This window comes from Halogeometricum limi, assembly GCF_900115785.1.
GTDB lineage: Archaea > Halobacteriota > Halobacteria > Halobacteriales > Haloferacaceae > Halogeometricum > Halogeometricum limi.
In genome coordinates this window covers 340,858-361,770 of sequence record NZ_FOYS01000001.1, presented here as the reverse complement: position 1 = coordinate 361,770, position 20,913 = coordinate 340,858, and the positions used below count along the sequence as shown (strand labels likewise).

Below are 20,913 nucleotides of genomic sequence, written 5' to 3'. Positions count from 1 at the left end.
TTTCGCGCCGTCAGTCCTCGACCGGTGGAATCGTGAACGTCTCGAACGTCTCGCCTTCGACGGTGACGAGTCTCCCGTTGACGCCGCCGTCGGTCATCGACTCTAGTTCGGCGTGTGCGGCCCGGTGACCCCGCGGTTGCGCGTGGCTCCCGGGGTTCAGAAGCGTCACGGCACCCGTCGCGTCGAACGTGGGTTGGTGGCTGTGTCCGAAGAGGACCACGTCGGCGTCGCGTTCGCGCCCGAACATCGTGAGCGCCGTCGAACCGCCGCGGCGGGTGTGCGTCGCCGCGAACGTCAGGCCGCCGAACTCGAAGTTCCGCGCCGCCGGGAGGCGTTCGCGGATACCGTCGTCGTCGTTGTTGCCGTACACGCCGAAGAGGCGCGACGACTCGCTCTCGAACGCGTCGAGGACGGGTTCTCGCATGAAGTCGCCGAGGTGGACGACGAGTTCCGCTTCGCGGACGGCGTCCAGCGTCCGCCCGGTGAGTCGATGCGAGTCCGTACTGTGCGTGTCGGAGACGACGGTGAGCATGCTGAGGTCCCGTACGATTCGAAGCAACAGGAACGTTCCGCTCTCCGGACGCGTCTCGGAGACGGCGGCGATTCACCACCGGCGTCACCGTGGAAACGCTCTTACGGGAGTCGCTTGACGTGAGAGCATGGCAGGTAGCAGAGGCGTCGTCATCGCCGCACTCTTCGCGAACGGCGCCATCGCGATACTGAAGTTCTTCGGATATCTCCTCACCCAGAGCCCGTCGATGCTCTCGGAGACGTACCACTCCATCTCGGACACGGGCAACCAGGTGTTCCTCCTCGTCGGCATCCGGTACAGCAAGAAGGAGTCGAGCAGGGCGCACCCGTTCGGCTACGGCAAAGCGCAGTTCTTCTACTCGTTTCTCGTCTCGGTGCTCCTGTTCGGCATCGCCGGGTGGGAGTCGCTGAAACACGGCTACGAGGCCATCGTCCACGGCGGCCACGCCCTCGGCGGGGCCGTGTCGGCGCTCGGCTACACCTTCCCCGGGTGGTACGTCAACGTCGTCATCCTCCTCGGCGCCATCGGCTTCGAGACGTACGCGCTGAAGAAGGCCAACACCGAACTCGTCCGGCAGATACGCGAGTACGAGTGGAGCGGGTACCGCGAGGCGTTCAGGAAGACCAGCGACGTGACGACGCTCACGGCGTTCACGGAGGACACCATCGCGTTGCTCGGCGCGGCCATCGCCCTCGTCGGCGTCGTCCTCTCCGAACTGACGGGTAACGAGGTGTACGACGCCATCGGGGCGGTCTGTATCGGCCTCCTCCTCATGGGGTTCGCCGTCGCTCTCGCGTGGGAGAACAAACGCCTTCTCCTCGGCGAGAGCCTTCCGAAAGACGTCGAGGACCGGCTTCGAACGGTCGTCAAAGAGCATCCCGGCGTCGTCCACGTCGACGCCTTCCGAACGGTCCACGTCGGCCCCGAAGAAGTGCTCGTCACCGCCGACATCAGCTTCGACTCCGACCTCGGCACCGAAGAACTGGACGACGACATCACGCAGATAGAGGAGAAGTTGCGAACCGAAGACGACCGGGTACGGCACGTCTACATCGAGCCCGAACTCTGAGGACGCGCGGTCGCTCAGTCGCGCATCACCGTCTCGATTCGGTCCACCGCCGCTTCGACGTCCGCCCGTGAGACGTCGAGATTGGTACAGAAGCGCGTGAGGTACTCCGCGTGCGCGCCGCCGAGGACGTCGACCGACTCGCAGCGAGAAACGAACTCCTCGGCGGTGAGTCCGGCGTCGTCGGTGAACACCTGGACGATGTTCGTGTCCGGGTCGGGGACGCGGAGGCCGTCGATGTCGTCCAGTCCCGCGGCGAGTCGCGCGGCGTTCTCGTGGTCTTCGGCCAGTCGCTCGACGTTGTCGAGAGCGAGGAGTCCCGGCGCGGCGATTATCCCGGCCTGTCGCATCCCGCCGCCGAACAGTTTGCGGACGCGACGGGCCTTCTCGACGTACTCCTCGCTTCCGGCGAGCATCGACCCGACCGGTGCGCCGAGTCCCTTCGACAGGCAGAACATCACCGAGTCTACGCGTTCGGTCATCGCGGGCGCGTCCACGTCAAGGGCGACGCAGGCGTTGAAGAGGCGCGCGCCGTCCAAGTGGACCGGAATCCCGAGTTCGTGGGCGGCGTCCGCGGCGGTCCCGATTTCCGCGGGCGAGACGGCGGTCCCGCCGCGGGCGTTGTGCGTGTTTTCGAGCGAGAGGAGTCCGGTTCCGGCCTTGTGAAGCGCCTCCTCGACGTAGCCCGCGCGGACCTGTTCGGGCGTCGGGACGGCCGACTCGCCCGCGTCGAACGTCCGGACCTGCAGACCCGACAGTTGCGCGAGTCCGCCGAGTTCCCATTTGTAGACGTGCGCTTGCTGGTCGACGAGAATCTCTTGACCGCGGTCGGTGTGGACGCGGGCGGCGATTTGGTTACCCATCGTCCCCGTCGGAACGTACAACGCCGCCTCCATCCCCACCGCGTCGGCGGCGGCCGCCTCCAGTTCGTTCACCGTCGGGTCGTCGCCGTACACGTCGTCGCCGACGGGCGCGTCGCGCGCGGCGTCGCGCATCTCCTCGGACGGCAGCGTCACCGTGTCGCTACGAAGGTCGATAGCCATGCGCACACGATTCGAGGGAACCGAGTTATAAACCCCGGTCCCGGCGGTCCGCACGCTCCGGAGTCGGGGACGAGAAAAACGGGACCGCGGTCGTCGGTCGGTTCACCCGAGGAGGAACTTGGCGAGGCGCGACTCGGCGAATCTCTCCTCGAGGACGGCGTCCAGACCGAGAATTCGGCCCGCACCGAACGTCGCGAGCGTCACGAACAGGACGAGACCGAACAGGTCGCCGTTGACCAGTCCGTGCGCCCAGTCGGCGTTCCCGAGGTAGAAGAACACCATCAGGACGGCCCCGAAGAACGAGGCCAGTCGGACGAGTCCGCCGACGATCAGTCCGAGTCCGATGAGGAACTCACCGGTGGGAATCATGACGTTCGTAATCTCCATCAGCCACGGGGTGCCCGCGGCCCAGACGAAGAAGCCGTTGATGGGACTCCCAGCGGTGCCGTTGGCGAGGTAGCCGCTGGCGTCGAACGCGTCACCAGAGACGAAGGCGAACTTGGTCCATCCCGCGTGGAGGAACCAGTAGCCCGTAATCAGACGAAGGGCGACGAGCCAGTACCCGGCAATCGTCCCCTGCAGGTCGAAGTCGAGGACGTCTTCAAATTTCGTTCCGGTCGTGGTGGTGGTGGTGGGAGTGTTCATTATTCTACGACCTCTTACAACCGAACAGTCGGGAAGATACGACATATAAATAGAACGTGATTCTCGGATAGATAGAAACGGCCGAGGGGGACCTTTCGACTCGAGGATTCGGACGAAGAGCGGAGCGAAGACTGGGTGACGCGAGCGAACGGGTCGCACGATGTGCGAAAGGTGTTTGGGGGCACACGCGAGAGAGACAGGATATGGACCCACGTATCCGTGAACACGCCCAGACCATCGCGGACCACTCCGCCGATATCCAGTCGGGTGACAACGTCGTCATCGCCGCGCCCGCCGCGGCCGAGGACCTGGTCGTCGCCCTCCACGAGGAGTGCGCCGAACGCGGCGCGAACCCCGTCTACACGAACAGCAGTTCGCGCGCCTCGCGCGCGTTCCTCCGCAACCACGACGGCGACTTCGAGACGCCGGAGCACCTCCTCACACTCTACGAGGAGATGGACGTCTACGTCGCCGTCCGCGGCGACGTGAACGCCTCGGAGACGTCGGACGTGGACCCCGAGACGAACGCCGCGTACCGCCGGGCGATGCAACCCGTCCTGCAGGAACGCCTCTCGAAGCGGTGGTGTCTCACGCAGTATCCCACGTCGGGCAACGCCCAACTCGCGGGGATGAGCACCGACGGCTACGAGAACTTCGTCTGGGACGCCGTGAGCCTCGACTGGGACGAACAGTACGAACACCAACAGCAGATGGTCGAGATTCTCGACGACGCCGACGAGGTGCGCATCGTCGCCGGCGACGAGACGGACGTGACGATGAGCGTCGCGGGCAACTCCACGATAAACGACAAGGGCGAGAAGAACCTCCCCGGCGGCGAGGTGTTCACCGCGCCCGTGCGCGACAGCGTCGAGGGCGAGGTGCACTTCGACATGCCTCTCTACCGGCAGGGCCGCGAAATCTCGGACGTCCGCGTCACGTTCGAGGACGGGCGCGTCGAATCCTACAGCGCGGAGCGTAACGAGGAAGTGCTGGACGGCGTCTTCGAGACGGACGAGGGCGCGCGCTACCTCGGCGAACTCGGTATCGGGATGAACCGCGCCATCGACCGGTTCACCTACAACATGCTGTTCGACGAGAAGATGGGCGACACCGTCCACATGGCCGTCGGCGCGGCGTACCCCGAGACGGTGGGCGAGGAGAACGAGGTGAACGACAGCGCAGAACACGTCGACATGATTCTGGACATGTCCGAAGACTCCCGAATCGAAGTCGACGGCGACGTCGTCCAACGCGACGGCACGTTCGTGTTCGAGGACGACTTCTGAGCGAGGGTGACGTCTCGGTGCGGTCTTTTTCCGCCAGGTTTTGCGGGGGTGAGCGTAGCGAACCCCCGGAAAAAGTGGGAGGGCACGTTCGTGTTCGAGGACGACTTCTGAGCGAGGGTGACGTCGCGGTGCGGTCTTTTTCCACCAGGTTTTGCGGGGGTGAGCGGAGTTCTCGTGAGTCGGTGCGAACGAGAGCACGGGAGAACTCCATTCTCCCGGAGCGAACCCCCGGAAAAAGTGGGAGGGTACCGCGGCACGTGACTGGGAAGACGGGGTGGTTCGCCGTCGGGGCATTTATTCCAGTTTCGAAGACTGTCTTATCTACCGGTCGATTTATGCACCTGTGTTACCGTAGCACAATACACATGCCGAAGGTACTCTGTACCGAGTGTGGGAGAGACGTGGGGATGCACGAACTGGAGGCGAAGACGACGACGCAGCGTTCGGGGTTCAACACACGCTACCGTTGTCCGTACTGTCGGACGGACATGGAGGACGTCGCGAGTCGCTTCGTCTGAGTCGCGCGATACCACTCGACAACTACTTTTTTCGCCGAGAAGCGGAGAGGCGTCGGCCGAGTTACTCGTCGATGTCGAGTTCGAACTGCTCGTTCTCGACGACGGCGTTAAGGACGACGCTGGTGTTGGACTCGCGGATGTCCGAGTCCGTCAGGAGCGCCTTTATCTGGGAGTTCATGCCGTCCGTGTCGGTGAACTTCCCGACGGCGATGATGTCGTAGTCCCCCGTCACTTCGTAGACGGATATCATCTGCTTCTGTTCGCGGAGGCGGTCGGTTATCTGCGGAAGCGCGCTTCCCTCCACCTTGAGTTGGATGATGGCGGTGACGTCGTAGCCGAGTTCGTCGTAGTTCACGCGCGGAGTGTACCCTTCGATGACGCCTTCATCCTCTAAGTCCCGGAGGTGGTTCGAGACGGTGGTGACGGAGACGTCGAGTTCCTCCGCGAGGCTTCGGAGACTGGCGCGGCCGTCGCCAAGCAGAGCGTTGATGAGTTTTGCGTCGAGGTTTTCGTACGTCATAACACGACGCACTCGCTCACCACATTAGAATTTTACGAATATCCAGTTCTGACAGACGCGCTCACGAGTTGCGCTAAGCGATAACATCATTAAGGTGGCTGTTGTCAGAAACTCCTGTCCAGTAAGATGACGGACGAAAACGCTAACTCTGACGTTGTTGCAGACGGTGGCCTCTCCTCGCAGGCGCAGGCCGTCGTCGACGAGATCGAGTCGAAGGAAGTCGACTTCCTCCGCCTCCAGTTTACCGACATTCTCGGCACGGTGAAGAACGTGGCCGTCCCGGCGACGCAAGCCGAGAAGGCGTTCACCGAGGGAATCTACTTCGACGGGTCCTCCATCGAAGGCTTCGTGCGCATCCAGGAGTCCGACATGCGCCTCAAGCCCGACCCCGAAACGTTCGCTATCCTCCCGTGGCGCGACGGTCGCTCCGCGCGCCTCATCTGCGACGTGATCGATACGAGCACGGGCGAACCGTTCGAGGGAGACCCGCGCTACGTGCTGAAGCAGGCCATCGACCGCGCGGAGGAGATGGGCTATCAGATCAACGCCGCACCCGAACCGGAGTTCTTCCTGTTCGAGGAGGACGAAGAGGGCCGCGCGACGACGAAGACAAACGACGCCGGCGGCTACTTCGACCTCGCACCGAAGGACCTCGCCTCCGACGTCCGCCGTGACATCATCTACGGCCTGGAGAGCATGGGCTTCGAGATAGAGGCCAGCCACCACGAGGTCGCAGAGGGTCAACACGAGATTAACTTCACGTACGACGACGCGCTCACGACGGCCGACAACGTGGGGACGTTCCGCACCGTCGTCCGCGCCATCGCGGCCCAGCACGACCTGCACGCGACGTTCATGCCCAAGCCCATCCCGCGCATCAACGGGTCCGGCATGCACACGCACCTGTCGCTCTTCACCGAGGACGGCGAGAACGCCTTCCACGACGACGACGACGAGTTCAACCTCTCGGAGACGGCAAAGCAGTTCACGGCGGGCATCCTCCAGCACGCCCCCGCGATTGCCGCCGTCTCGAACCCGACGGTGAACTCCTACAAACGTCTCGTCCCCGGCTACGAAGCGCCGGTGTACGTCGCGTGGTCCGACCGCAACCGCTCTGCGCTCATCCGCAAGCCGGCCGCTCGCGTCCCGGCCGCCTCGCGTATCGAGGCGCGCTTCCCCGACCCCTCGTGTAACCCGTATCTCGCGTTCGCCGCGCTCATCCACGCCGGTCTCGAAGGCATCGAGAACGAACTGGAGTGCGAGGACCCGGTCCGCGAGAACATCTACGAGTTCGACGAAGCAAAGCGCGAAGAGTACGGCATCACGACGCTCCCTTCGAACCTCGGCGAGGCGCTCGACGCCCTCGAGGCGGACGAGACCGTTCAGGACGCACTCGGCGAGCACATCTACGAGAAGTTCAACCAGGCCAAGCGGCAGGAGTACGACGAGTACCGCATCGACGTCTCCCAGTGGGAACTCGACCAGTACCTCGAGACGTTCTGAGGCGACCCACCGCGGCCTGTTTTTCTCTTCTTTCAGTCGGCGAGTGACGACACCGCGGCCGGAAGTCCGAGGAGCGTCGCGCCGCCGACGGCACCGGCCGCGACGACGACGAGCGACGCCGGCGACAGTTTCGCGACGACGAGCATCAACGCGAGTGGCGCGGGGAACGCGACCACGCCCAGCGCGAGTCGTCGCCGCGAAACGCCGGTTCGAGCACCGTGAACGGCGTCGGCGAGGGTCGACCACGTCACCGCGCCGGCGACGGCGGTGCCGACGCCGAGGAGCACTTCGCGCTCTATCGGGTCGAGAACCCCCGCGGCGGAGGTGAGGACGCCGCCGAGGAGAAAGCAGGCGACGACGGCGGTGTCGGAGGGCGTCGACGGGCGTCGGAGGCCCGGACCGACGGCGAACACGGCGGCGAGAAAGAGCACGCCCACGGCGACGCCGGCGACGACGTCGACGAGGTAGTGCACGCGGATGACGACGCGGGAGAGAGCAACGAGGACGACGACGGCGGCAGCGACGCCGAGACGGACGCGACGGCGCCCGACGTCGAGGAGGAGGGCGGCCCCGCCCCAGAACACCGTCGTCCCGAGGGCGTGACCGCTGGGGAACCCGTACCCCGACTCGGCCGCCATCGGCGGGCGCGGGAGCGCGAACAGTTCTTTGAGACCGACGGTGAGACCGACCGCTCCGAGGCCGAGTGCGAGGACGAACGCCGCCGAGGGGCGAGCGATTCCGACCCGGTCACCGACGACGTAGGCGAACGAGATAGCGAACAGGCAGAGCCACGGGTCGCCGAGATGGGTCAGAAGCGAGAACAGCGAGACGGCGGCGTCGGGGAGCGACTCGGCGACGAGGAGTTCGCCGACGCCACGGGAGGCGACGGGGACGCCGCCGGGCGCGACGAGCGGAGACGGGGCGACCGCCGCCGGGTGAGAGAGCGACATCACTGCGGGAGTGACGAGTGAGACGACAAATAACTGCGGGAGTCGCCGCGAACGGGGCGCGGCGAGTGTGGGGTGAAGCGAGTGCGGGTCGAGTCGAGCGCAGGACGAACCGGCGGGCGTTCGCGTTCAGGCGCGTCGGTCGCGAATCCAGTCGACGAGACGGCCGGGGACGCCGAGGGCGCCGAGTCCGGCGCCGAACACGACGAACAGGACGTACAGGCCGAGCGTCGAGAGGTACGTGACGAGCATGGCGACGACGGCGAGCAGGTCGTCCTGGATGAGGAAGAACGCCGCGATGGTGACGGCGGTGCCGTAGAGGAGAACGAGGTACGGCCCCCACCCGCGGGCCTTGCCCTGTCGCATCCGGCGGCGCACGTAGCGCTTCAGTTCCGACTCCACGTCGGGCCGGTCGACGGTCCGTTGCTCGACGTCCGACTCGAACGCTTCGAGGTCCGCGCGAAGCTCTTCGACGCGGCCTTCGAGCTGTTCGATGTCAGGTGCGCCACGAGGCTCTACCTCCGTCTCCCGGGAGTCGCCACCAGCGGTTGCGTCGTCCACGCTCATCGTCCGGTCGGTCAGTCGGGCGGGTCCGTGTTGTACCTGCCGGTCCGCCACGTCCTCGTCGCTCGGTCCGCCCACTTTCCCCGCGAGGACGGCGTTGACCACCGCACCCGTGAGGATGAGGATGCCCGAGAAGTAGAACCAGGTCACGAGAAGCAGGATGGCGCCGAGTGCGCCCGCGACGGACCCGCCCGTACTCGACGCGTAGATACCGAAGACGACGCCGAGAACCGCCCATCCGACGGCCGCGAACACCGTCCCCGGAAGCGCCTCCCGCGGAGAGAGTCCGGCGTCGGGAAAGACGTAGTAGAACGGGAAGAACGCCGCGACGAGGAGGCCGAGGAGCAGAAGCGGGCTGAGCAGGTCGACGAACGGGATGTCGAGGACGGCGATGACGGCGGTGGCGATGGCGACGCCGAGCGTCCCGGCACCGAGCGAACCGAGCGCGATGACGCCGTCTTTGAGTTGGTCGACGATGCCGCCCGCTTCGGAGCCGTAGACGCGGGAGAAGGCGATGTCGAGCCCGCGGAACAGTTTGAGCGCCCCCCAGAGCGTGACGCCGAGGCTGACGACGGAGAGCGCGCCCTGTCCGGAGGGGTTCTCCAACGCACCGCGGATGACCTCCGACCCGGACGGGAGGAGGTACTGCTCCGCCAGGCCGAGCACCTGCTGTCTGAGGGCGTCCCCGCCCACGAACGACGCGACGAGGAGGCCGAGGGTGAGGAGCGGGACGAGCGAGACGAGCGTGTAGTACGAGATGCTCGCCGCCAAGAACGTCACCTCGCGCTCTTGAATCGTACTCACGACCGACCGAATCACGGGAACTTGATTTCGAATCCGAACGCTCACGAACCACCTTCGACCGAGGCACACAAGAAGTTACGTGGTAGCGACACGATGCGGGCGAGCGACGTTCGTGGCGGCGGCGGTCCGTCCCCAATCGCTCCTCGCCCACCACGCTCACGAGACGAGTATCTCGAACCGAGCGCCGCCCGTCTCGCTCTCCGTCAGGTCGACGTTCCACCCGTGCGCGGCGACGATGCTCTCGACGATGGCCAGTCCGAAACCCAGTCCGTCCGGGGAGGTGGTGTAGCCGCGGTCGAACACCGACGTTCTGACCTCCGGGGGAATCCCCGGCCCGTCGTCCGCGACGAAAAACCCCGTCTCGTCGTCGAGGACGCCGACGCGGACGGTCACGTCGTCGCCCCCGTGTCGAATCGCGTTCGAGAGGAGGTTCTCCAGCAGTTGTCGCAACCGGCGTTCGTCGGCGTCGAGGCTGTACTCGCCGAGTGAGACGTCGACCGTCGCGCCGTCGAGCGGGAGCGTCTCGCAGACGTCCTCGACCACCGTCGCGAGTTCGAGCGTGGTCGTTCCTTCGACGCGTCGCCCCTCGCGGGCGAGTGCCAGCAGGTCGTTGATGAGCGACCCCATCCGGTCGAGTGCGGATTCGGCCCGGTCGAAGTGCGCGTCGTCGCCGGTGGTGCGGGCCAGTTCGAGCGACCCGTGCGCGACCATCAACGGGTTTCTGAGGTCGTGGCTGACGACCGAGGCGAACTCCTCGAAGCGGCGGTTCTGCCGTTCGAGCGTCCGTCGCTGTTCGCGCCACTCGGTGATGTCTTGGAACGTCCCGCGCGCGCCGACGAGTTCGTCGCCCTCGTACCACGGACTGCCGAGCGCGCGGACCCACCGCGTCTCGCCGGTGGCCGTCACGAGTCGGAGTTGCAGGTCGAACGGATAGCCGCCGTCGACGAGGAGTTCGACCGCTTCGGCTATCTCCGGCCTGTCGTCGGGGTGGTAGAAGCTCAGCGCGTCTTCGACGGTGGGTTCGTAGTCCGGCGGAAGGTCGTGGATGCGGTACACCTCGTCGGTCCACTTCAGCGAGTCGGTTCGCAGGTCTATCTCCCAGCCGCCGATGTCCGCGACGGCCTGTATCTGCCGGAGAAACTCCCGGCTCTGTCTGAGTTCCTGCTCTCGACGCTTCAGTTCGGAGATGTCGCGACCCTCGGGGACGAGCAAGACCACGTCGCCGGCGTCGTCCGTGACGGGGCGAATCGAGAAGTCGATGGTCGCGGTGCCGTCGGTTCCGCGCACGTCGACGTCGTAGCGGACGAACTCCCCGGCCGCGGCGCGTTCGACCGCCGCCTGCAACTCCCGCGGCGTCTCGTCGTCCACCTGCCACGACGGGGCCTCCCAGAGCGGCTTTCCAACCACGGCCTCGCGGTCGAGTCCGCTGAACGCCAAGGCGGCCTCGTTCACCTCGACGAGCGTTCCGTCGGGTTCCATGAGACCGATGAACTGGTACGTACTGTTGAAGATGGCCTCGAATCGGCGTTCGCGCTGTTTCTGCGCCGTCACGTCGGTGTAGTGTTCGAGTCGTCCCCCCGCGTACGGACCCGACGCTATCGGCAGACTTCGGTGTTCGAGCCACCGGTCCGCCCTGTCGTCGGACGCGACGACGTGGCACTCGAACACGTCGACGTGCGCGTTGTCGTCGTACGAGGCGAGCACCCGTTCTGCGAACCCGTCGGCGTCCTCGAAGATGTGTTTTATCTCGTGTTCGATCAGTTCGCGCTTGTCCGCGCCGAGAAGCGCCTCGCGGTCGATACCGAAGAACGTCGCGACGGTCCGGTTGGCCCAGACGACGCGAAACGACGCGTCGAGGACGAACGTACCGACCACGGAGTCGTCGAGAACGTCGATTGGGGGGCGGTCGACGTCGTCGTGACCGGTGGGCCGGTCGTCCCGCCGTCGGTCGCGTCGCTCGGGGGAGACAGAGGCTGTCTCGCCGTCGTCGGGGGTCGAGGCGTCGGAGTTCATCTTCGGGCCACCGCCGAGAGTCGCTCGCGTGCGACGGCGACGGACGACGGAGTCACGGGAGCCTCAGTCGTCGGCGACCGCCTTTCGAATGCGGTCGATGAGGACGTCGTACTGGCCGACGCCGGGTTTCTTCTGCACGTAGTCGGTCACGTCGCTGGAGATAGCCTCGCTCGCCGTCGTCTCGCTTCCCTTCGCGGTGAACACGATGAACGGAATCTCGTCGTCCTGTTCGCGGACCGCCTTCAGGAAGTCCAGTCCGCTGATGGCGGGCATCTGGTAGTCGCTGACGATGCAGTCGAACTTCTCCTCTTCGAGTCGCGTCACCGCTTCGAGGGCGCTGGCCGCCGTCGTCACCACGATGTCGTCGTGCTGTTCTTCGACGTAGGCGGCGATGGTCTCGGGCAGGCCCGGTTCGTCGTCGACGAGGAGGACCTGCAGGAACTCCGTGTAGCCCGCGTCCGTCTCGGGGTCCTCGCGCGCCTCCGCGTCGTCTATCTCGAAGCGGATGTCGCGTCTGACCGCCAGGTCGAGCCACTCGCGTATCTCTCGGAGGTAGGCGGTCGATTCGACGATCTGCTCGTCCACGTCGTACGTCAGGAGGCCCAACCGCTGGAGTTCCGGCAGGTGGACGTGAAACAACTCCACGGACGCGAGTTGTCGGTCGTACTCACCGACTTCGGCGAGGACGTCTACGAGTTCGTCCACCGTCGCGGCGCCGTGTTGGCGGAGGTGAAACAGGATGATTCGCCGCGCCGTACTGGAGAGGAGGTCGAACAACTCGTCGCTGTGGAGCGTGTCGTCGTCCGGGTCTCGTCGGTTGTTTCGGTGTTCGATCATGGTTGGTGAACGGCGGAGTACGCGTGTGAGGGCTCGAACTCGCGCGGCGCCGGTGCCGCCGGGTCGCGTGGCGGCCCGAGTGCGAGTCGCCACGAAAGCCTGTCACTACACACCACGCTACTTGGTGACGAGCAATCAAAAGAACTCGCGTTCGTGTGTCTCAGCCGGTCTGTCAGGGTTCTCTGGACGAATCGTAGACGAGACGGGTCGCGACGAGGGCGTGTCGAACGAGGCGACGCGGGTCAGTCGTCGCCGTCGGTGGTCGCGACGCGAACCTCCTCGATGGTCGCGTCCGTCTTGAACGCCGTCCCGGAGTAGTGCGCTCTGGTCGCCTCGTAGCCCGCCTCGCGCAGTTCTTCGAGGAAGTCGTCCATCCCCGTCGCCGACCGGTTCCAGAGTTTGCACAACCGGTGTTGGTCGTAGTGCGTCGGCGTGTCGAGTTCGTCGGCGACGGTGTCGAGCATCGACCGGGCCCGCTTCTTCTCGCCCATCTCCTCGGTTATCTCGTCGCGGACGGCCCGCGCGAACGCGGGGTCGCAGATGGGACCGAGGTAGAGGGGTCCGGCGACCAGCGTTCGCGAACTGCCGCAGGCGGCGCACGTCTCGGGCGGGTGGGAGACGAGGCTGAACTCGTGGTCGCGTTCCAGACAGTCCTCGCAGTGGTAGACGTAGCCCAACTCCTCCAGGAGTTCGTCCGCCTTCGTCGCCCGCCCGTCGAGTTCGAGGTAGGTGCGCGCGTAGTGTCGGGTGACGTGCGAGAGGATGGGAACGGCCGCTTTGTCGTAGCGGGCGGCCGTCCGAACGAGCGCCGAGAGGAGGACGCGCAGGCCCATCTCGGGGTGGTAGTCGGTGTTCTGCGGGAGGGTGCCGTACTTGCGGATGCCGGACTTCTGGTGGGCACCGCAGAGGGGCGCGGTGTCGGTAGCGGTGACGCAGACCAGGTCGCGGGTGTTGGCGAACGCGGCGTCGACGAAGGGGATGGGCGTCCCGAACGGGTCCAAATCGACCACGTCGAACACCGAGTCGTGCATGAGGGCGTTGGCGTCGCGGTGGACCGCCTCCCCAGAGAGGTCGTTGCGCGCGAAGTTCCGGCGAGCGAGTTCGACCGCCTCCTCGTCCACGTCGGCGCAAGTCGCGTCGAACCCTTCGGCGGCGGCGCGAACGCCCCGGATACCGCTGGCCGCCATCGCGTCCAGATACGACTCCGCCCTGTCGTCTCGGTCGCGGTACGCACGAAGCGTCGCGACGGTCACGTCGCGGTTGAGTTCCTGTGTGGGGTTGTAGAACACGTCGTCGCCTGCGCCCTCGGAGGCGCCGTCTCTCGCTCCCGGCACCTCGATGTCGAGGCCACCCTCGCGTACGTCCATACCCCGAGGAGTGGCCCCCGCGGCGAAAAGCGATACGATGCGGTCGGACGAGCAAACGAGCGAGTGACGGGAGACGGCGCGGGCATCGGTGGCGTTTTGTCCGGGACCGGCCAACGTCGGGACGTGCGAGAGGCGGGCGACGACGAGAGAGACGAAGACGCCGCCGAAGCGGCGTCCACGCCCGCCGCCGACGAACCCGAAGCGGAGTCGTTCGCCGTCCCCACCGAGACGGAGAGCGACCGCGAGACGGCGTGGCGACGCGCCCTCGCCGAGGCGGGCGAACTCACGCCGGGCGTCGTCGACGCCGTGGCGACCATCCACGGCAACCGCGGGATGCGCGCCATCGAAGCCGTCTCGGAGGGGCGAGTGAAGCGCTACCGCGACTTCACCGTCGTCGTCGGCTACGCCGAGGAGTACGTCGTCGAGGACGGTGGCTGTACCTGCAAGGACAGTTCGTACAACCTCGACACCGAGGACGACGACCAGCGGTGTTGGCACGTCCTCGCCGCCGCCGTCGCCGAGCGAATCGGCGAACTCGACCGCCACGACATGTGGTACTCCGACGTGCGCGACTTCCTCTGAGCGCCGGACCTGTCACGAGAGTAATTATTTGTGTCGCACCCGCGTACCGTCGCGTATGGGTCACGTGACAGTCCCCGTCCCGTTCCACCGCCCGCGACGCCCGAGTCCCGCCGCCGTCGGCGTGGCGTACCTCGCGCTGGTCGGACTCGTCGCTCTCGCGTTCGCCCTCCGCTTCCAACCGACGCAGGTTCCCGGCTACCTGCTCTTGGTCGGGTTCGACCTGCTCCAGAACCCGCTCGCACCCGGCCTGACCGGTCTCGCGTTCGACGTGGCGTTCCACCTGTATCTGGTAATCGTCGCGGTGCTCGTCGCGTCCGTCGTCGGGCGGGCGTGAGCGACGACCGGCCGCGAACGCCCACCTCCGCAACGTTTTCCCCGAACCTCCGCAAACGTCCGAACGAGATGCCCACTATCGACGAGAAGCGAGTCTACACCGACAACACCGGCACCGAGACGGTGTTCGTCGCCAGTAGCGTCGGCGTCGTCGCCGTCTCCGTCTCGGACGACCTCGTGGGCGGGTTCGGTATCGCACACCGGTGTCGCGCCCGCGACGTGGCCGCCGGGCCGGAGACGCTCGCCGTCGCCACCGACGAGGACGTGCTTCGAGCCGACCTGACGACGACGGACGACGCCGACGAACTGCCGTTCGAACCGACGGGGTTTGGTCCCGCAACCGCCGTCGGATTCGACGACGCGACGCTCCTCGCGGGCGACGACGGGGGCCGAGTCGCGCGGTTCGAGGGGGGCGAAGAGAGTGCCGCGTCGTGGGCGACGCTCGGCCGGACGTCGCCGATTCGGGCGGTCGACGGGCCACTCGCCGCCGCCGCCGACGGCGTCTACCGCGTCGAGGCCGACGGTCTCACCGCGGTCGGACTGGACGACGCGCGCGACGTCGACGGTGGCGAACCCCTCGCGGCGACGGGGACGGGCCTGTACAAACTCGGAAACGGCTGGATGGACGTGCTCGCCGGCGCGTTCGACGTGGTGACCGCCCACGACGACGGCCGGGCGCACGCAATCGGCAGCGGCGACCTGTACGCCCGCACCGACGACGGTGAGTGGGTGTCCGAACCCGTTCCCGTCGAGGACGACGTTACCGCGGTCACCTACGGCGACGAGGCCACGTACGCCGTCACCGACGCGGGAACGTTCCTCGTCCGCGTCTCGGAGTCGGAGTGGCGACACCAGATTCTCGGCCTCCAGAACGTGACGGCGGCCGTCGCCGTCTGAGCGGCGAACCGGTCAGTCCGCAGATGCGTTCGCGGAGAGACGAAAACGGGTTTAACGCGCGACAGAGATTCTCCGGACATGATCGTAGCCGGCGCATCCTCGCAGGCACTCGCCGCCGCCGTCGCGGAGGCGACAGACGAACCGCTCGCGGCCGTCGAGTACGACCGCTTCCCCGACGGCGAGACACTCGCTGCGGTCCCCGACTTCGAGGGCGAACGGGCGGTCGTCGTGGCGACGACCGACTCGAACGACGCCTGGGTCGAACTGCTCCAACTCCAAGACGCCGTCCGAGAGGCGGGCGCGTCCGAAGTCGTGACCGTCCTCCCGTACATGGGCTACGCGCGGCAGGACCAGGCGTTCGACGACGGCCACCCAGTCTCCGCGCGGGCGATGGCGAAGGCCGTCTCCACGACGGCGGACCGCGTCGTCCTCGTCAATCCCCACGAGACGGACGTCTCGTCGTTCTTCGACGGGCACGTCACCGTCGTCGACGCCGCGGCGTGTCTCGCGGACCCCCTGCCGGACGACCTGGACGACCCGCTCTTTCTCTCGCCCGACGCCGGAGCGGTCGACCTCGCGGAGGCGGTCTGTGACGCCTACGGCCGCGGCGAAACAGACTACTTCGAGAAAGTCCGGCACTCGGGGACGGACGTGGAGATAACACCGAGCGACACCGACGCGTCGGACCGCGACGTGGTCATCACCGACGATATCGTCGCCACCGGGTCGACGATGAGTCAGGCCGTTTCGCACCTCGGCGACGACGGGGCGCGCCGCGTGTTCGCCGCCTGCGTCCACCCGCTCTTGGTCCGAAACGCGCGGACGAAACTCGAACGCGCCGGTATCGAGCGTATCGTCGGCACCGACACCGTCGAACGCGACGTGAGCGTCGTCAGCGTCGCGCCGTACGTCGCCGCCGCCCTCGAAACGGTCACACAGTAGCGCCGTGCGCGCCGCGAGAAGAGAAAATTGATAGTCGAGAGAGCGAGTTGTCGGGTATGGCACACGGTCGCTTCGACTACGAGAAGTTGACGAAAGTCGGCGTCGGCTCCGGACTCGCACTGTTCGCGGTCGGCGCGTTCGGAACGCTCGTCGCCCCCTCCATCGTCGGACCGCTCCCCGCGTGGGAGCAGACACTATTTTTCGACGCGGAACTGCTCGGCGTCGCGCTCACGCTCCTGTCACCGTTCGTCTTCGGAATCTTCCTGCCGCTGACCGAGTGAGTCGGACGGCGAGTCGGACGTCGCTTCGACGGAAAGCGAGTCGTAGATGGCGACTTCGTGTCGCGTCACCTGCACGACCACGCCCCACAGTTCGAAGACCACGAATCCCGTGTCGCGCGCCGGATGCGGACCGCTGAACAGACGGTCCAGCGCACCGGGGTCGATGTAATCGTGGAGGACGTCGACGGAGCCCTCGCTTACGTCGACAGGGACGTCAACCGCTTCAAGGCCGCGAAAGAGCGCCGCGACCGGGCTATCGTCCGTGTCGATTCGTTCCGTGTGGAGTAGGGGACCAAATTCGTAGAGATACATCAGAGAGCTATGCTGTGCTATCTATACTCCTGACAGAGATGGTAATGAAATTAAGCCATAAGCTACATATGTAATGACTAGAACGTGCCGAGTTCCGCGGCCACTCGGGCGGTCGACCTCAACAGAACGTCGGACGGCGCTATCGCTCGAACCCGTGCCCGCAGCGAAGAAGATATATCAGGTTTCTTTGAATTTGTCGCCCGCCCGCGCGGTCCGTCCGGCCGCTCCGGACGGGGCCCCGGTGTCACTCGCGAGGTGACTCGGAACGGATTCGTAGAGCGAGACGTCGTCGGCGGTGACGTTGACGAGGAGTCCCCACGCCTCGAACGTGACGATACCGACGTGGCCCGCGGGCCGGTCATCCGAAAAGAGACTGTCCAGGGCGTCGGGGTCGACGAAGTCGTTGAGTACGACGTCGGGTGGTCTGTCGTCCAGTTCGGCCTTCGAAAGGGCGCGAAAGAGGGCTTCCGTGGGAGTGTCGTCCCACTCTATCGACTCGGTGTGTAGGTGTGGCCCGGCGGTGACATGCGTCATAAACGATCTGCTCGTAGAGCAACTGTTACTATCAGGCTCACAACGGATATAGTAATGTGCCTCATTGGTTATCACTTATGTCGCGAAGTAGATGAACAATGACAGATGAGCACGGCCCTCTCGGTGGCGAGGAGGGGACCGAGTCGTCGGCACTCCGAGATTCGATATCGGGGTCCGTCTTCGAATCCGACTATCGCCGTCGCGAACTCGTCGCCTGTCGGACGCGACTGTCGTCGGAAAAACGGACCTCGTGACGCCACGGACCCGAACCTACTTGCCGAATCCGCGCCACGAACCGCACATGAGCGAACCCACCATCTTCGAGCGTATCGTCTCCGGCGACATCCCCGCCCGCGTCGTCTACGAGACCGACACCGTCCTCGCGTTCCTCGACGCGAACCCACTCGCGCCCGGCCACACCCTCGTCGTCCCGAAGGAAGCGCACCGACGACTCCGTGACCTCCCGGACGACGTGGCCGCCGACGTGTGGGCCGCCGTCGACGAACTCGCGCCGCGCGTGGAGGACGCCGTCGACGCCGACGGCCTCACGGTCGGCGTCAACGACGGCGAGGCCGCCGGACAGGAGGTGCCGCACGTCCACGTCCACCTCGTCCCCCGGTTCGAAGGTGACGGCGGCGGCCCCATCCACGCCGTCGCGGGCGCGAAACCCGACCTCTCGGACGAGGAACTGGACGACATCGCCGACAGCATCGAAGGATAGCCGCGCGCCGAGAGAGCGACGCGACGGAGACTCACCGCAATCGGCAACTACGTTCTTTGCACGTCCGTCCGTCGTCTCCGACATGGAACCGAATCACGCCGCCGAGACCGTCGTTCGTGTGCGTCCGACCGCGCCGAAACGGGCCGCGTGGTCGCGATGAAAGCGTCCGACCTCCTCGTCCGATGCCTGGAGGCCGAGGGCGTCGAGAACGTGTTCGGCCTGCCCGGCGAGGAACTCGAAGACCTGCTGTTCTCGCTTCGCGAGTCCGACATCCGGTTCGTCCCCGTCCGCCACGAGCAGGGCGCGGCGTTCATGGCCGACGTGCACGGCCGCCTCACCGGCGAGGCGGGCGTCTGCCTCTCGACGCTCGGCCCCGGTGCGACGAACCTCCTCACCGGCGTCGCCGACGCTCACCTCGACAAGTCACCGCTCGTCGCCATTACCGGACAGGGCGGGCGCGAACGACTCCACAAAGAGAGCCACCAAGCGCTGGACATCGTCGGGATGTTCGAACCGGTGACGAAGTGGAACACCCAGATAGCCGAAGCCGAGACCATCGGCGAGTCGGTCCGCAAGGCGTTCAAACTCGCCGAGTACGAGAAACCGGGGGCGACCCACATCGAGTTCCCCGAGGACGTCGCCGCCGCCGAGATGGACGACGACGCCGAACCCCTCCCGACGCGCGAACCGGTCCGCCGGGCGAACCCGGACGGGCCGTCGGTCGACCGGGCCGCGGAACTGCTGAACGACGCCGAGGCGCCCATCGTCCTCGCGGGCAACGGCGCCGTCCGCACCCGCGCCGCCGAGGCCCTCCGCGAACTCGTCGAACGCGCCGGCATCCCCGTCGCCGCCACCTACATGGGCAAGGGCGCCGTGTCGGACCGCCTCGACAACTCGCTCATGACGCTCGACTCCGGGCCGAACGGCGAGGCGGCCGAGGCCATCGAACGCGCCGACTGCGTCGTCGCCGTCGGCTACGACATCGCCGAACACGACCCGAAGTCGTGGAACGAGGACTTGGGAACCGATATCGTCCACGTCGACCACGAACCCGCCGAGGTGTACGAACACTACAACCCCGACGTGGAAGTCGTCGCCGACATCTCGGCCACGCTGGAGGCGTTGGCCGACCGTCTGGAGGGCGTCCACGGCCCCGAGTGGTGTTCGTCCTACCGCGAGGCCATCGTCGACGACGCGATGGCGAAACCCGACGCCGACGACCCCCTCTCCGTCGCCGGCACCCTCCCGTACCTCCGCGAGACGATGGCCGACGACGACGTCCTCGTCTCCGACGTCGGGAGCCACAAGATGACCATCGCGAAGCGCTACCCGACGTACGAACCGAACACCTGCATCATCTCGAACGGTCTCGCGACGATGGGCATCGCCGTCCCCGGCGGCGTCGCCGCCGACCTCGCGGTTGACTCGAACGTCGTCGTCGCCACCGGCGACGGCGGCTTTCTCATGAACGCCGCCGAGATAGAGACGGCCACCCGCCTCGACTGCGGCTTTACCATCCTGCTCTTCGTCGACGACGACTACGGCCTCATCTCCGAGAAGCAGGAAGAACACACGGGCGAACACTTCGGCACGGAGTTGACCAACCCCGACTTCCAGCGGTTCGCCGAGAGCTTCGGCATCGAGAGCTATCGGCCCGAGACGTGGGACGAGGTGGCCTCGACGCTGGAGACGGCCGTCGAGAGCGACGAGATGTCGCTGGTGGAGGTGCCGATTCCGCGGTAGGCGAGAAGTCGAGTCGTCGCAGACATAATTTTCTGACAGAAGTTCACGCGTACCGGATGGTTTAGGTACGAGGGCGCGGCCACCGCGAGATATGGACGCGACCGACACCGAAGCGAGCGAGGGTACCACGGGAGACAGCGAAGGCGCAGACGTCGACGACGTCGGCGACGGGCGAACGGGAGAGCCAACCGTCGTCACCTTCGTCGGCGCGACGGGCGGTGCGGGGACGACGCGAAGCACGCTCGAAGTCGCCGCGGCCCTCGCCGTCGACGGTGCTGACATCGCCGTGTTCGACGCCGCGTTCGCGACACAGGGCGTCGCGGCCCACGTCGACGGACAGCTAGCCACGGACCTGACCGCCCTCCTCACCGACGCGTCAGACGCCCCCCTCTCGGAGGGGTTGACGACGCTCGACTGGGAAGTCGAGGGTCGCGTCGTCGCCTGCCCGACGTTCGCGCCGTTCGAGCGATTCGCGCGCGCGAAGACGCCCGACGCCGCGAGACGGCTCGAATCGCGCCTCGCCGACGCGGCGAACCGCTTCGACTACGTGCTCGTCGACGCGCCCCCGATAGCCGCGAATCAGGCCGTCGCGGCCGTGAACGCCGCCGACCGCGTCGTCCTCGTCGCGCCGGGGACGACGCGCGGCGCGGACGCCGCACAGCGGATGCGGACCCGCCTCGCACACGTCGGGAGCGAGGCCGACGTCGTCGTCGCCACGCGCGGGTCGTTCGAGGCCGCCGACTGCGAACTGCCCGAATCGGGCGTCGAAGACCCGCGTTCGGTCCCGGCCTGCGTGGGCGGCGACGGCGCGTTCACCGAGGGCGTGGTCGAACTCGTCGCCGCGACAGTCGGCCGAGACGTGGGGGCGGCGTTCGGCCGCGGTGGACTCCTCTCCGGCGTCGAGCGCTACGTGAAGTAACCGC

Annotated in this window: 24 protein-coding genes; 13 read left to right on the top strand and 11 right to left on the bottom strand. The window is 66.5% G+C overall.

The annotated features are described in order from the left end of the window. Nucleotides 1–10 precede the first annotated feature (10 nt). Nucleotides 11–532 carry a metallophosphoesterase gene (locus BM282_RS01885; protein ID WP_089876250.1) on the bottom strand — a complete coding sequence of 174 codons (522 nt, stop codon included), beginning with the start codon at nucleotides 530–532 and terminating at the stop codon, nucleotides 11–13. A 127-nt stretch (nucleotides 533–659) separates the two neighbouring features. Between BM282_RS01885 and BM282_RS01880 the strand changes: the two genes are divergently transcribed. Next, nucleotides 660–1,601, top strand: a complete 942-nt coding sequence (locus tag BM282_RS01880; RefSeq protein ID WP_089876248.1) for a cation diffusion facilitator family transporter — start codon at nucleotides 660–662, stop codon at nucleotides 1,599–1,601. 14 nt (nucleotides 1,602–1,615) lie between these two features. Here BM282_RS01880 and BM282_RS01875 read toward each other — a convergent pair whose 3' ends face one another. Beyond that, complete coding sequence (locus BM282_RS01875) at nucleotides 1,616–2,641, bottom strand: threonine aldolase family protein (RefSeq protein ID WP_089876246.1); 1,026 nt, start codon at nucleotides 2,639–2,641, stop codon at nucleotides 1,616–1,618. 102 nt (nucleotides 2,642–2,743) lie between these two features. Next, complete coding sequence (locus BM282_RS01870; RefSeq protein WP_089876244.1) at nucleotides 2,744–3,286, bottom strand: DoxX family protein; 543 nt, start codon at nucleotides 3,284–3,286, stop codon at nucleotides 2,744–2,746. Between the two features lie 203 nt (nucleotides 3,287–3,489). On the opposite strand from BM282_RS01870, the gene BM282_RS01865 reads away from it, so the two are divergent. Together BM282_RS01865 and BM282_RS18360 are read left to right on the top strand one after the other, a co-directional pair. Next, a complete protein-coding gene (locus BM282_RS01865; protein WP_089876243.1) occupies nucleotides 3,490–4,572 on the top strand; it encodes an aminopeptidase in 1,083 nt (360 codons plus the stop codon). 365 nt (nucleotides 4,573–4,937) lie between these two features. Continuing rightward, on the top strand, nucleotides 4,938–5,090 hold the full coding sequence (locus BM282_RS18360; RefSeq protein ID WP_175501333.1) for a hypothetical protein: 153 nt from the start codon (nucleotides 4,938–4,940) through the stop codon (nucleotides 5,088–5,090). A gap of 61 nt (nucleotides 5,091–5,151) precedes the next feature. On the opposite strand, the gene lrp is transcribed toward BM282_RS18360, so the two are convergent. Continuing rightward, a complete protein-coding gene (gene lrp / locus BM282_RS01860; RefSeq protein WP_449271684.1) occupies nucleotides 5,152–5,622 on the bottom strand; it encodes an HTH-type transcriptional regulator Lrp in 471 nt (156 codons plus the stop codon). A 114-nt stretch (nucleotides 5,623–5,736) separates the two neighbouring features. Between lrp and glnA the strand changes: the two genes are divergently transcribed. Then, nucleotides 5,737–7,113 carry a type I glutamate--ammonia ligase gene (gene glnA / locus BM282_RS01855; protein ID WP_089876239.1) on the top strand — a complete coding sequence of 459 codons (1,377 nt, stop codon included), beginning with the start codon at nucleotides 5,737–5,739 and terminating at the stop codon, nucleotides 7,111–7,113. A gap of 32 nt (nucleotides 7,114–7,145) precedes the next feature. Here the strand turns inward: glnA and BM282_RS01850 are convergent, their stop codons facing one another. The 5 genes from BM282_RS01850 to BM282_RS01830 form a co-directional block, all read right to left on the bottom strand. Beyond that, nucleotides 7,146–8,063, bottom strand: coding sequence for a phosphatase PAP2 family protein (locus BM282_RS01850; protein ID WP_089876237.1), 918 nt, complete (start codon nucleotides 8,061–8,063; stop codon nucleotides 7,146–7,148). A 126-nt stretch (nucleotides 8,064–8,189) separates the two neighbouring features. Next, nucleotides 8,190–9,473 (bottom strand): YihY/virulence factor BrkB family protein, encoded by a 1,284-nt coding sequence (locus tag BM282_RS01845; RefSeq protein ID WP_089876235.1) that lies wholly within the window; start codon nucleotides 9,471–9,473, stop codon nucleotides 8,190–8,192. 111 nt (nucleotides 9,474–9,584) lie between these two features. Beyond that, nucleotides 9,585–11,441, bottom strand: coding sequence for a PAS domain-containing sensor histidine kinase (locus BM282_RS01840; RefSeq protein ID WP_089876233.1), 1,857 nt, complete (start codon nucleotides 11,439–11,441; stop codon nucleotides 9,585–9,587). Nucleotides 11,442–11,504: 63 nt separating this feature from the next. Continuing rightward, a complete protein-coding gene (locus tag BM282_RS01835) occupies nucleotides 11,505–12,278 on the bottom strand; it encodes a response regulator (protein ID WP_089876231.1) in 774 nt (257 codons plus the stop codon). A gap of 242 nt (nucleotides 12,279–12,520) precedes the next feature. Further along, nucleotides 12,521–13,645 (bottom strand): tRNA (guanine(26)-N(2))-dimethyltransferase, encoded by a 1,125-nt coding sequence (locus BM282_RS01830; protein WP_089876230.1) that lies wholly within the window; start codon nucleotides 13,643–13,645, stop codon nucleotides 12,521–12,523. Nucleotides 13,646–13,768: 123 nt separating this feature from the next. On the opposite strand from BM282_RS01830, the gene BM282_RS01825 reads away from it, so the two are divergent. The 5 genes from BM282_RS01825 to BM282_RS01805 all read left to right on the top strand — a co-directional run bounded on the left by BM282_RS01825 (nucleotide 13,769) and on the right by BM282_RS01805 (nucleotide 16,680). Then, entirely contained in the window at nucleotides 13,769–14,227 is a 459-nt protein-coding gene (locus BM282_RS01825; RefSeq protein WP_089877299.1) for a hypothetical protein, read from the top strand. Nucleotides 14,228–14,282: 55 nt separating this feature from the next. Further along, nucleotides 14,283–14,561 (top strand): hypothetical protein, encoded by a 279-nt coding sequence (locus BM282_RS01820; RefSeq protein ID WP_089876228.1) that lies wholly within the window; start codon nucleotides 14,283–14,285, stop codon nucleotides 14,559–14,561. Between the two features lie 68 nt (nucleotides 14,562–14,629). Further along, nucleotides 14,630–15,457 (top strand): HVO_0234 family beta-propeller protein, encoded by an 828-nt coding sequence (locus BM282_RS01815; protein ID WP_089876226.1) that lies wholly within the window; start codon nucleotides 14,630–14,632, stop codon nucleotides 15,455–15,457. A gap of 78 nt (nucleotides 15,458–15,535) precedes the next feature. After that, entirely contained in the window at nucleotides 15,536–16,399 is an 864-nt protein-coding gene (locus tag BM282_RS01810; RefSeq protein WP_089876224.1) for a ribose-phosphate diphosphokinase, read from the top strand. A gap of 56 nt (nucleotides 16,400–16,455) precedes the next feature. Further along, nucleotides 16,456–16,680: a DUF7860 family protein gene (locus tag BM282_RS01805; RefSeq protein ID WP_089876222.1), complete on the top strand. Its 225-nt coding sequence runs from the start codon at nucleotides 16,456–16,458 to the stop codon at nucleotides 16,678–16,680. Here the strand turns inward: BM282_RS01805 and BM282_RS01800 are convergent. Together BM282_RS01800 and BM282_RS01795 are read right to left on the bottom strand one after the other, a co-directional pair. Continuing rightward, nucleotides 16,639–16,992: a HalOD1 output domain-containing protein gene (locus tag BM282_RS01800; RefSeq protein WP_089876220.1), complete on the bottom strand. Its 354-nt coding sequence runs from the start codon at nucleotides 16,990–16,992 to the stop codon at nucleotides 16,639–16,641. The two genes, BM282_RS01805 and BM282_RS01800, sit on opposite strands and share 42 nt — an antisense overlap. Before the next feature lie 177 nt (nucleotides 16,993–17,169). Then, entirely contained in the window at nucleotides 17,170–17,526 is a 357-nt protein-coding gene (locus BM282_RS01795; RefSeq protein WP_089876218.1) for a HalOD1 output domain-containing protein, read from the bottom strand. 98 nt (nucleotides 17,527–17,624) lie between these two features. Here BM282_RS01795 and BM282_RS18355 point away from each other — a divergent pair, with 98 nt between their 5' ends. From BM282_RS18355 to BM282_RS01780, 4 genes are all read left to right on the top strand, one after another. Next, on the top strand, nucleotides 17,625–17,780 hold the full coding sequence (locus BM282_RS18355; protein ID WP_175501332.1) for a hypothetical protein: 156 nt from the start codon (nucleotides 17,625–17,627) through the stop codon (nucleotides 17,778–17,780). 47 nt (nucleotides 17,781–17,827) lie between these two features. Beyond that, nucleotides 17,828–18,247: an HIT family protein gene (locus tag BM282_RS01790; protein WP_089876216.1), complete on the top strand. Its 420-nt coding sequence runs from the start codon at nucleotides 17,828–17,830 to the stop codon at nucleotides 18,245–18,247. A 156-nt stretch (nucleotides 18,248–18,403) separates the two neighbouring features. Further along, a complete protein-coding gene (locus tag BM282_RS01785) occupies nucleotides 18,404–19,990 on the top strand; it encodes an acetolactate synthase large subunit (RefSeq protein ID WP_089877297.1) in 1,587 nt (528 codons plus the stop codon). Nucleotides 19,991–20,081: 91 nt separating this feature from the next. Then, on the top strand, nucleotides 20,082–20,909 hold the full coding sequence (locus BM282_RS01780; RefSeq protein ID WP_139229666.1) for a ParA family protein: 828 nt from the start codon (nucleotides 20,082–20,084) through the stop codon (nucleotides 20,907–20,909). Nucleotides 20,910–20,913: the final 4 nt, after the last annotated feature.

What these genes read in the sequence shown, in the direction of transcription:
- BM282_RS01815 (WP_089876226.1), top strand. Translation starts at nt 14,630, where the DNA reads ATGCCCACTATCGACGAGAAGCGAGTCTACACCGACAACACCGGCACC.
- BM282_RS01805 (WP_089876222.1), top strand. Translation starts at nt 16,456, where the DNA reads ATGGCACACGGTCGCTTCGACTACGAGAAGTTGACGAAAGTCGGCGTC.
- BM282_RS01870 (WP_089876244.1), bottom strand. Translation starts at nt 3,286, where the DNA reads ATGAACACTCCCACCACCACCACCACGACCGGAACGAAATTTGAAGAC.
- BM282_RS01830 (WP_089876230.1), bottom strand. Translation starts at nt 13,645, where the DNA reads ATGGACGTACGCGAGGGTGGCCTCGACATCGAGGTGCCGGGAGCGAGA.
- BM282_RS01865 (WP_089876243.1), top strand. Translation starts at nt 3,490, where the DNA reads ATGGACCCACGTATCCGTGAACACGCCCAGACCATCGCGGACCACTCC.
- BM282_RS01800 (WP_089876220.1), bottom strand. Translation starts at nt 16,992, where the DNA reads ATGTATCTCTACGAATTTGGTCCCCTACTCCACACGGAACGAATCGAC.
- BM282_RS01790 (WP_089876216.1), top strand. Translation starts at nt 17,828, where the DNA reads ATGAGCGAACCCACCATCTTCGAGCGTATCGTCTCCGGCGACATCCCC.
- BM282_RS01820 (WP_089876228.1), top strand. Translation starts at nt 14,283, where the DNA reads ATGGGTCACGTGACAGTCCCCGTCCCGTTCCACCGCCCGCGACGCCCG.
- BM282_RS18360 (WP_175501333.1), top strand. Translation starts at nt 4,938, where the DNA reads ATGCCGAAGGTACTCTGTACCGAGTGTGGGAGAGACGTGGGGATGCAC.
- BM282_RS01810 (WP_089876224.1), top strand. Translation starts at nt 15,536, where the DNA reads ATGATCGTAGCCGGCGCATCCTCGCAGGCACTCGCCGCCGCCGTCGCG.
- glnA (WP_089876239.1), top strand. Translation starts at nt 5,737, where the DNA reads ATGACGGACGAAAACGCTAACTCTGACGTTGTTGCAGACGGTGGCCTC.
- BM282_RS01780 (WP_139229666.1), top strand. Translation starts at nt 20,082, where the DNA reads ATGGACGCGACCGACACCGAAGCGAGCGAGGGTACCACGGGAGACAGC.
- BM282_RS01835 (WP_089876231.1), bottom strand. Translation starts at nt 12,278, where the DNA reads ATGATCGAACACCGAAACAACCGACGAGACCCGGACGACGACACGCTC.
- BM282_RS01880 (WP_089876248.1), top strand. Translation starts at nt 660, where the DNA reads ATGGCAGGTAGCAGAGGCGTCGTCATCGCCGCACTCTTCGCGAACGGC.
- BM282_RS01785 (WP_089877297.1), top strand. Translation starts at nt 18,404, where the DNA reads ATGAAAGCGTCCGACCTCCTCGTCCGATGCCTGGAGGCCGAGGGCGTC.
- BM282_RS01840 (WP_089876233.1), bottom strand. Translation starts at nt 11,441, where the DNA reads ATGAACTCCGACGCCTCGACCCCCGACGACGGCGAGACAGCCTCTGTC.
- BM282_RS01875 (WP_089876246.1), bottom strand. Translation starts at nt 2,641, where the DNA reads ATGGCTATCGACCTTCGTAGCGACACGGTGACGCTGCCGTCCGAGGAG.
- BM282_RS01885 (WP_089876250.1), bottom strand. Translation starts at nt 532, where the DNA reads ATGCTCACCGTCGTCTCCGACACGCACAGTACGGACTCGCATCGACTC.
- BM282_RS01850 (WP_089876237.1), bottom strand. Translation starts at nt 8,063, where the DNA reads ATGTCGCTCTCTCACCCGGCGGCGGTCGCCCCGTCTCCGCTCGTCGCG.
- BM282_RS18355 (WP_175501332.1), top strand. Translation starts at nt 17,625, where the DNA reads ATGACAGATGAGCACGGCCCTCTCGGTGGCGAGGAGGGGACCGAGTCG.
- BM282_RS01795 (WP_089876218.1), bottom strand. Translation starts at nt 17,526, where the DNA reads ATGACGCATGTCACCGCCGGGCCACACCTACACACCGAGTCGATAGAG.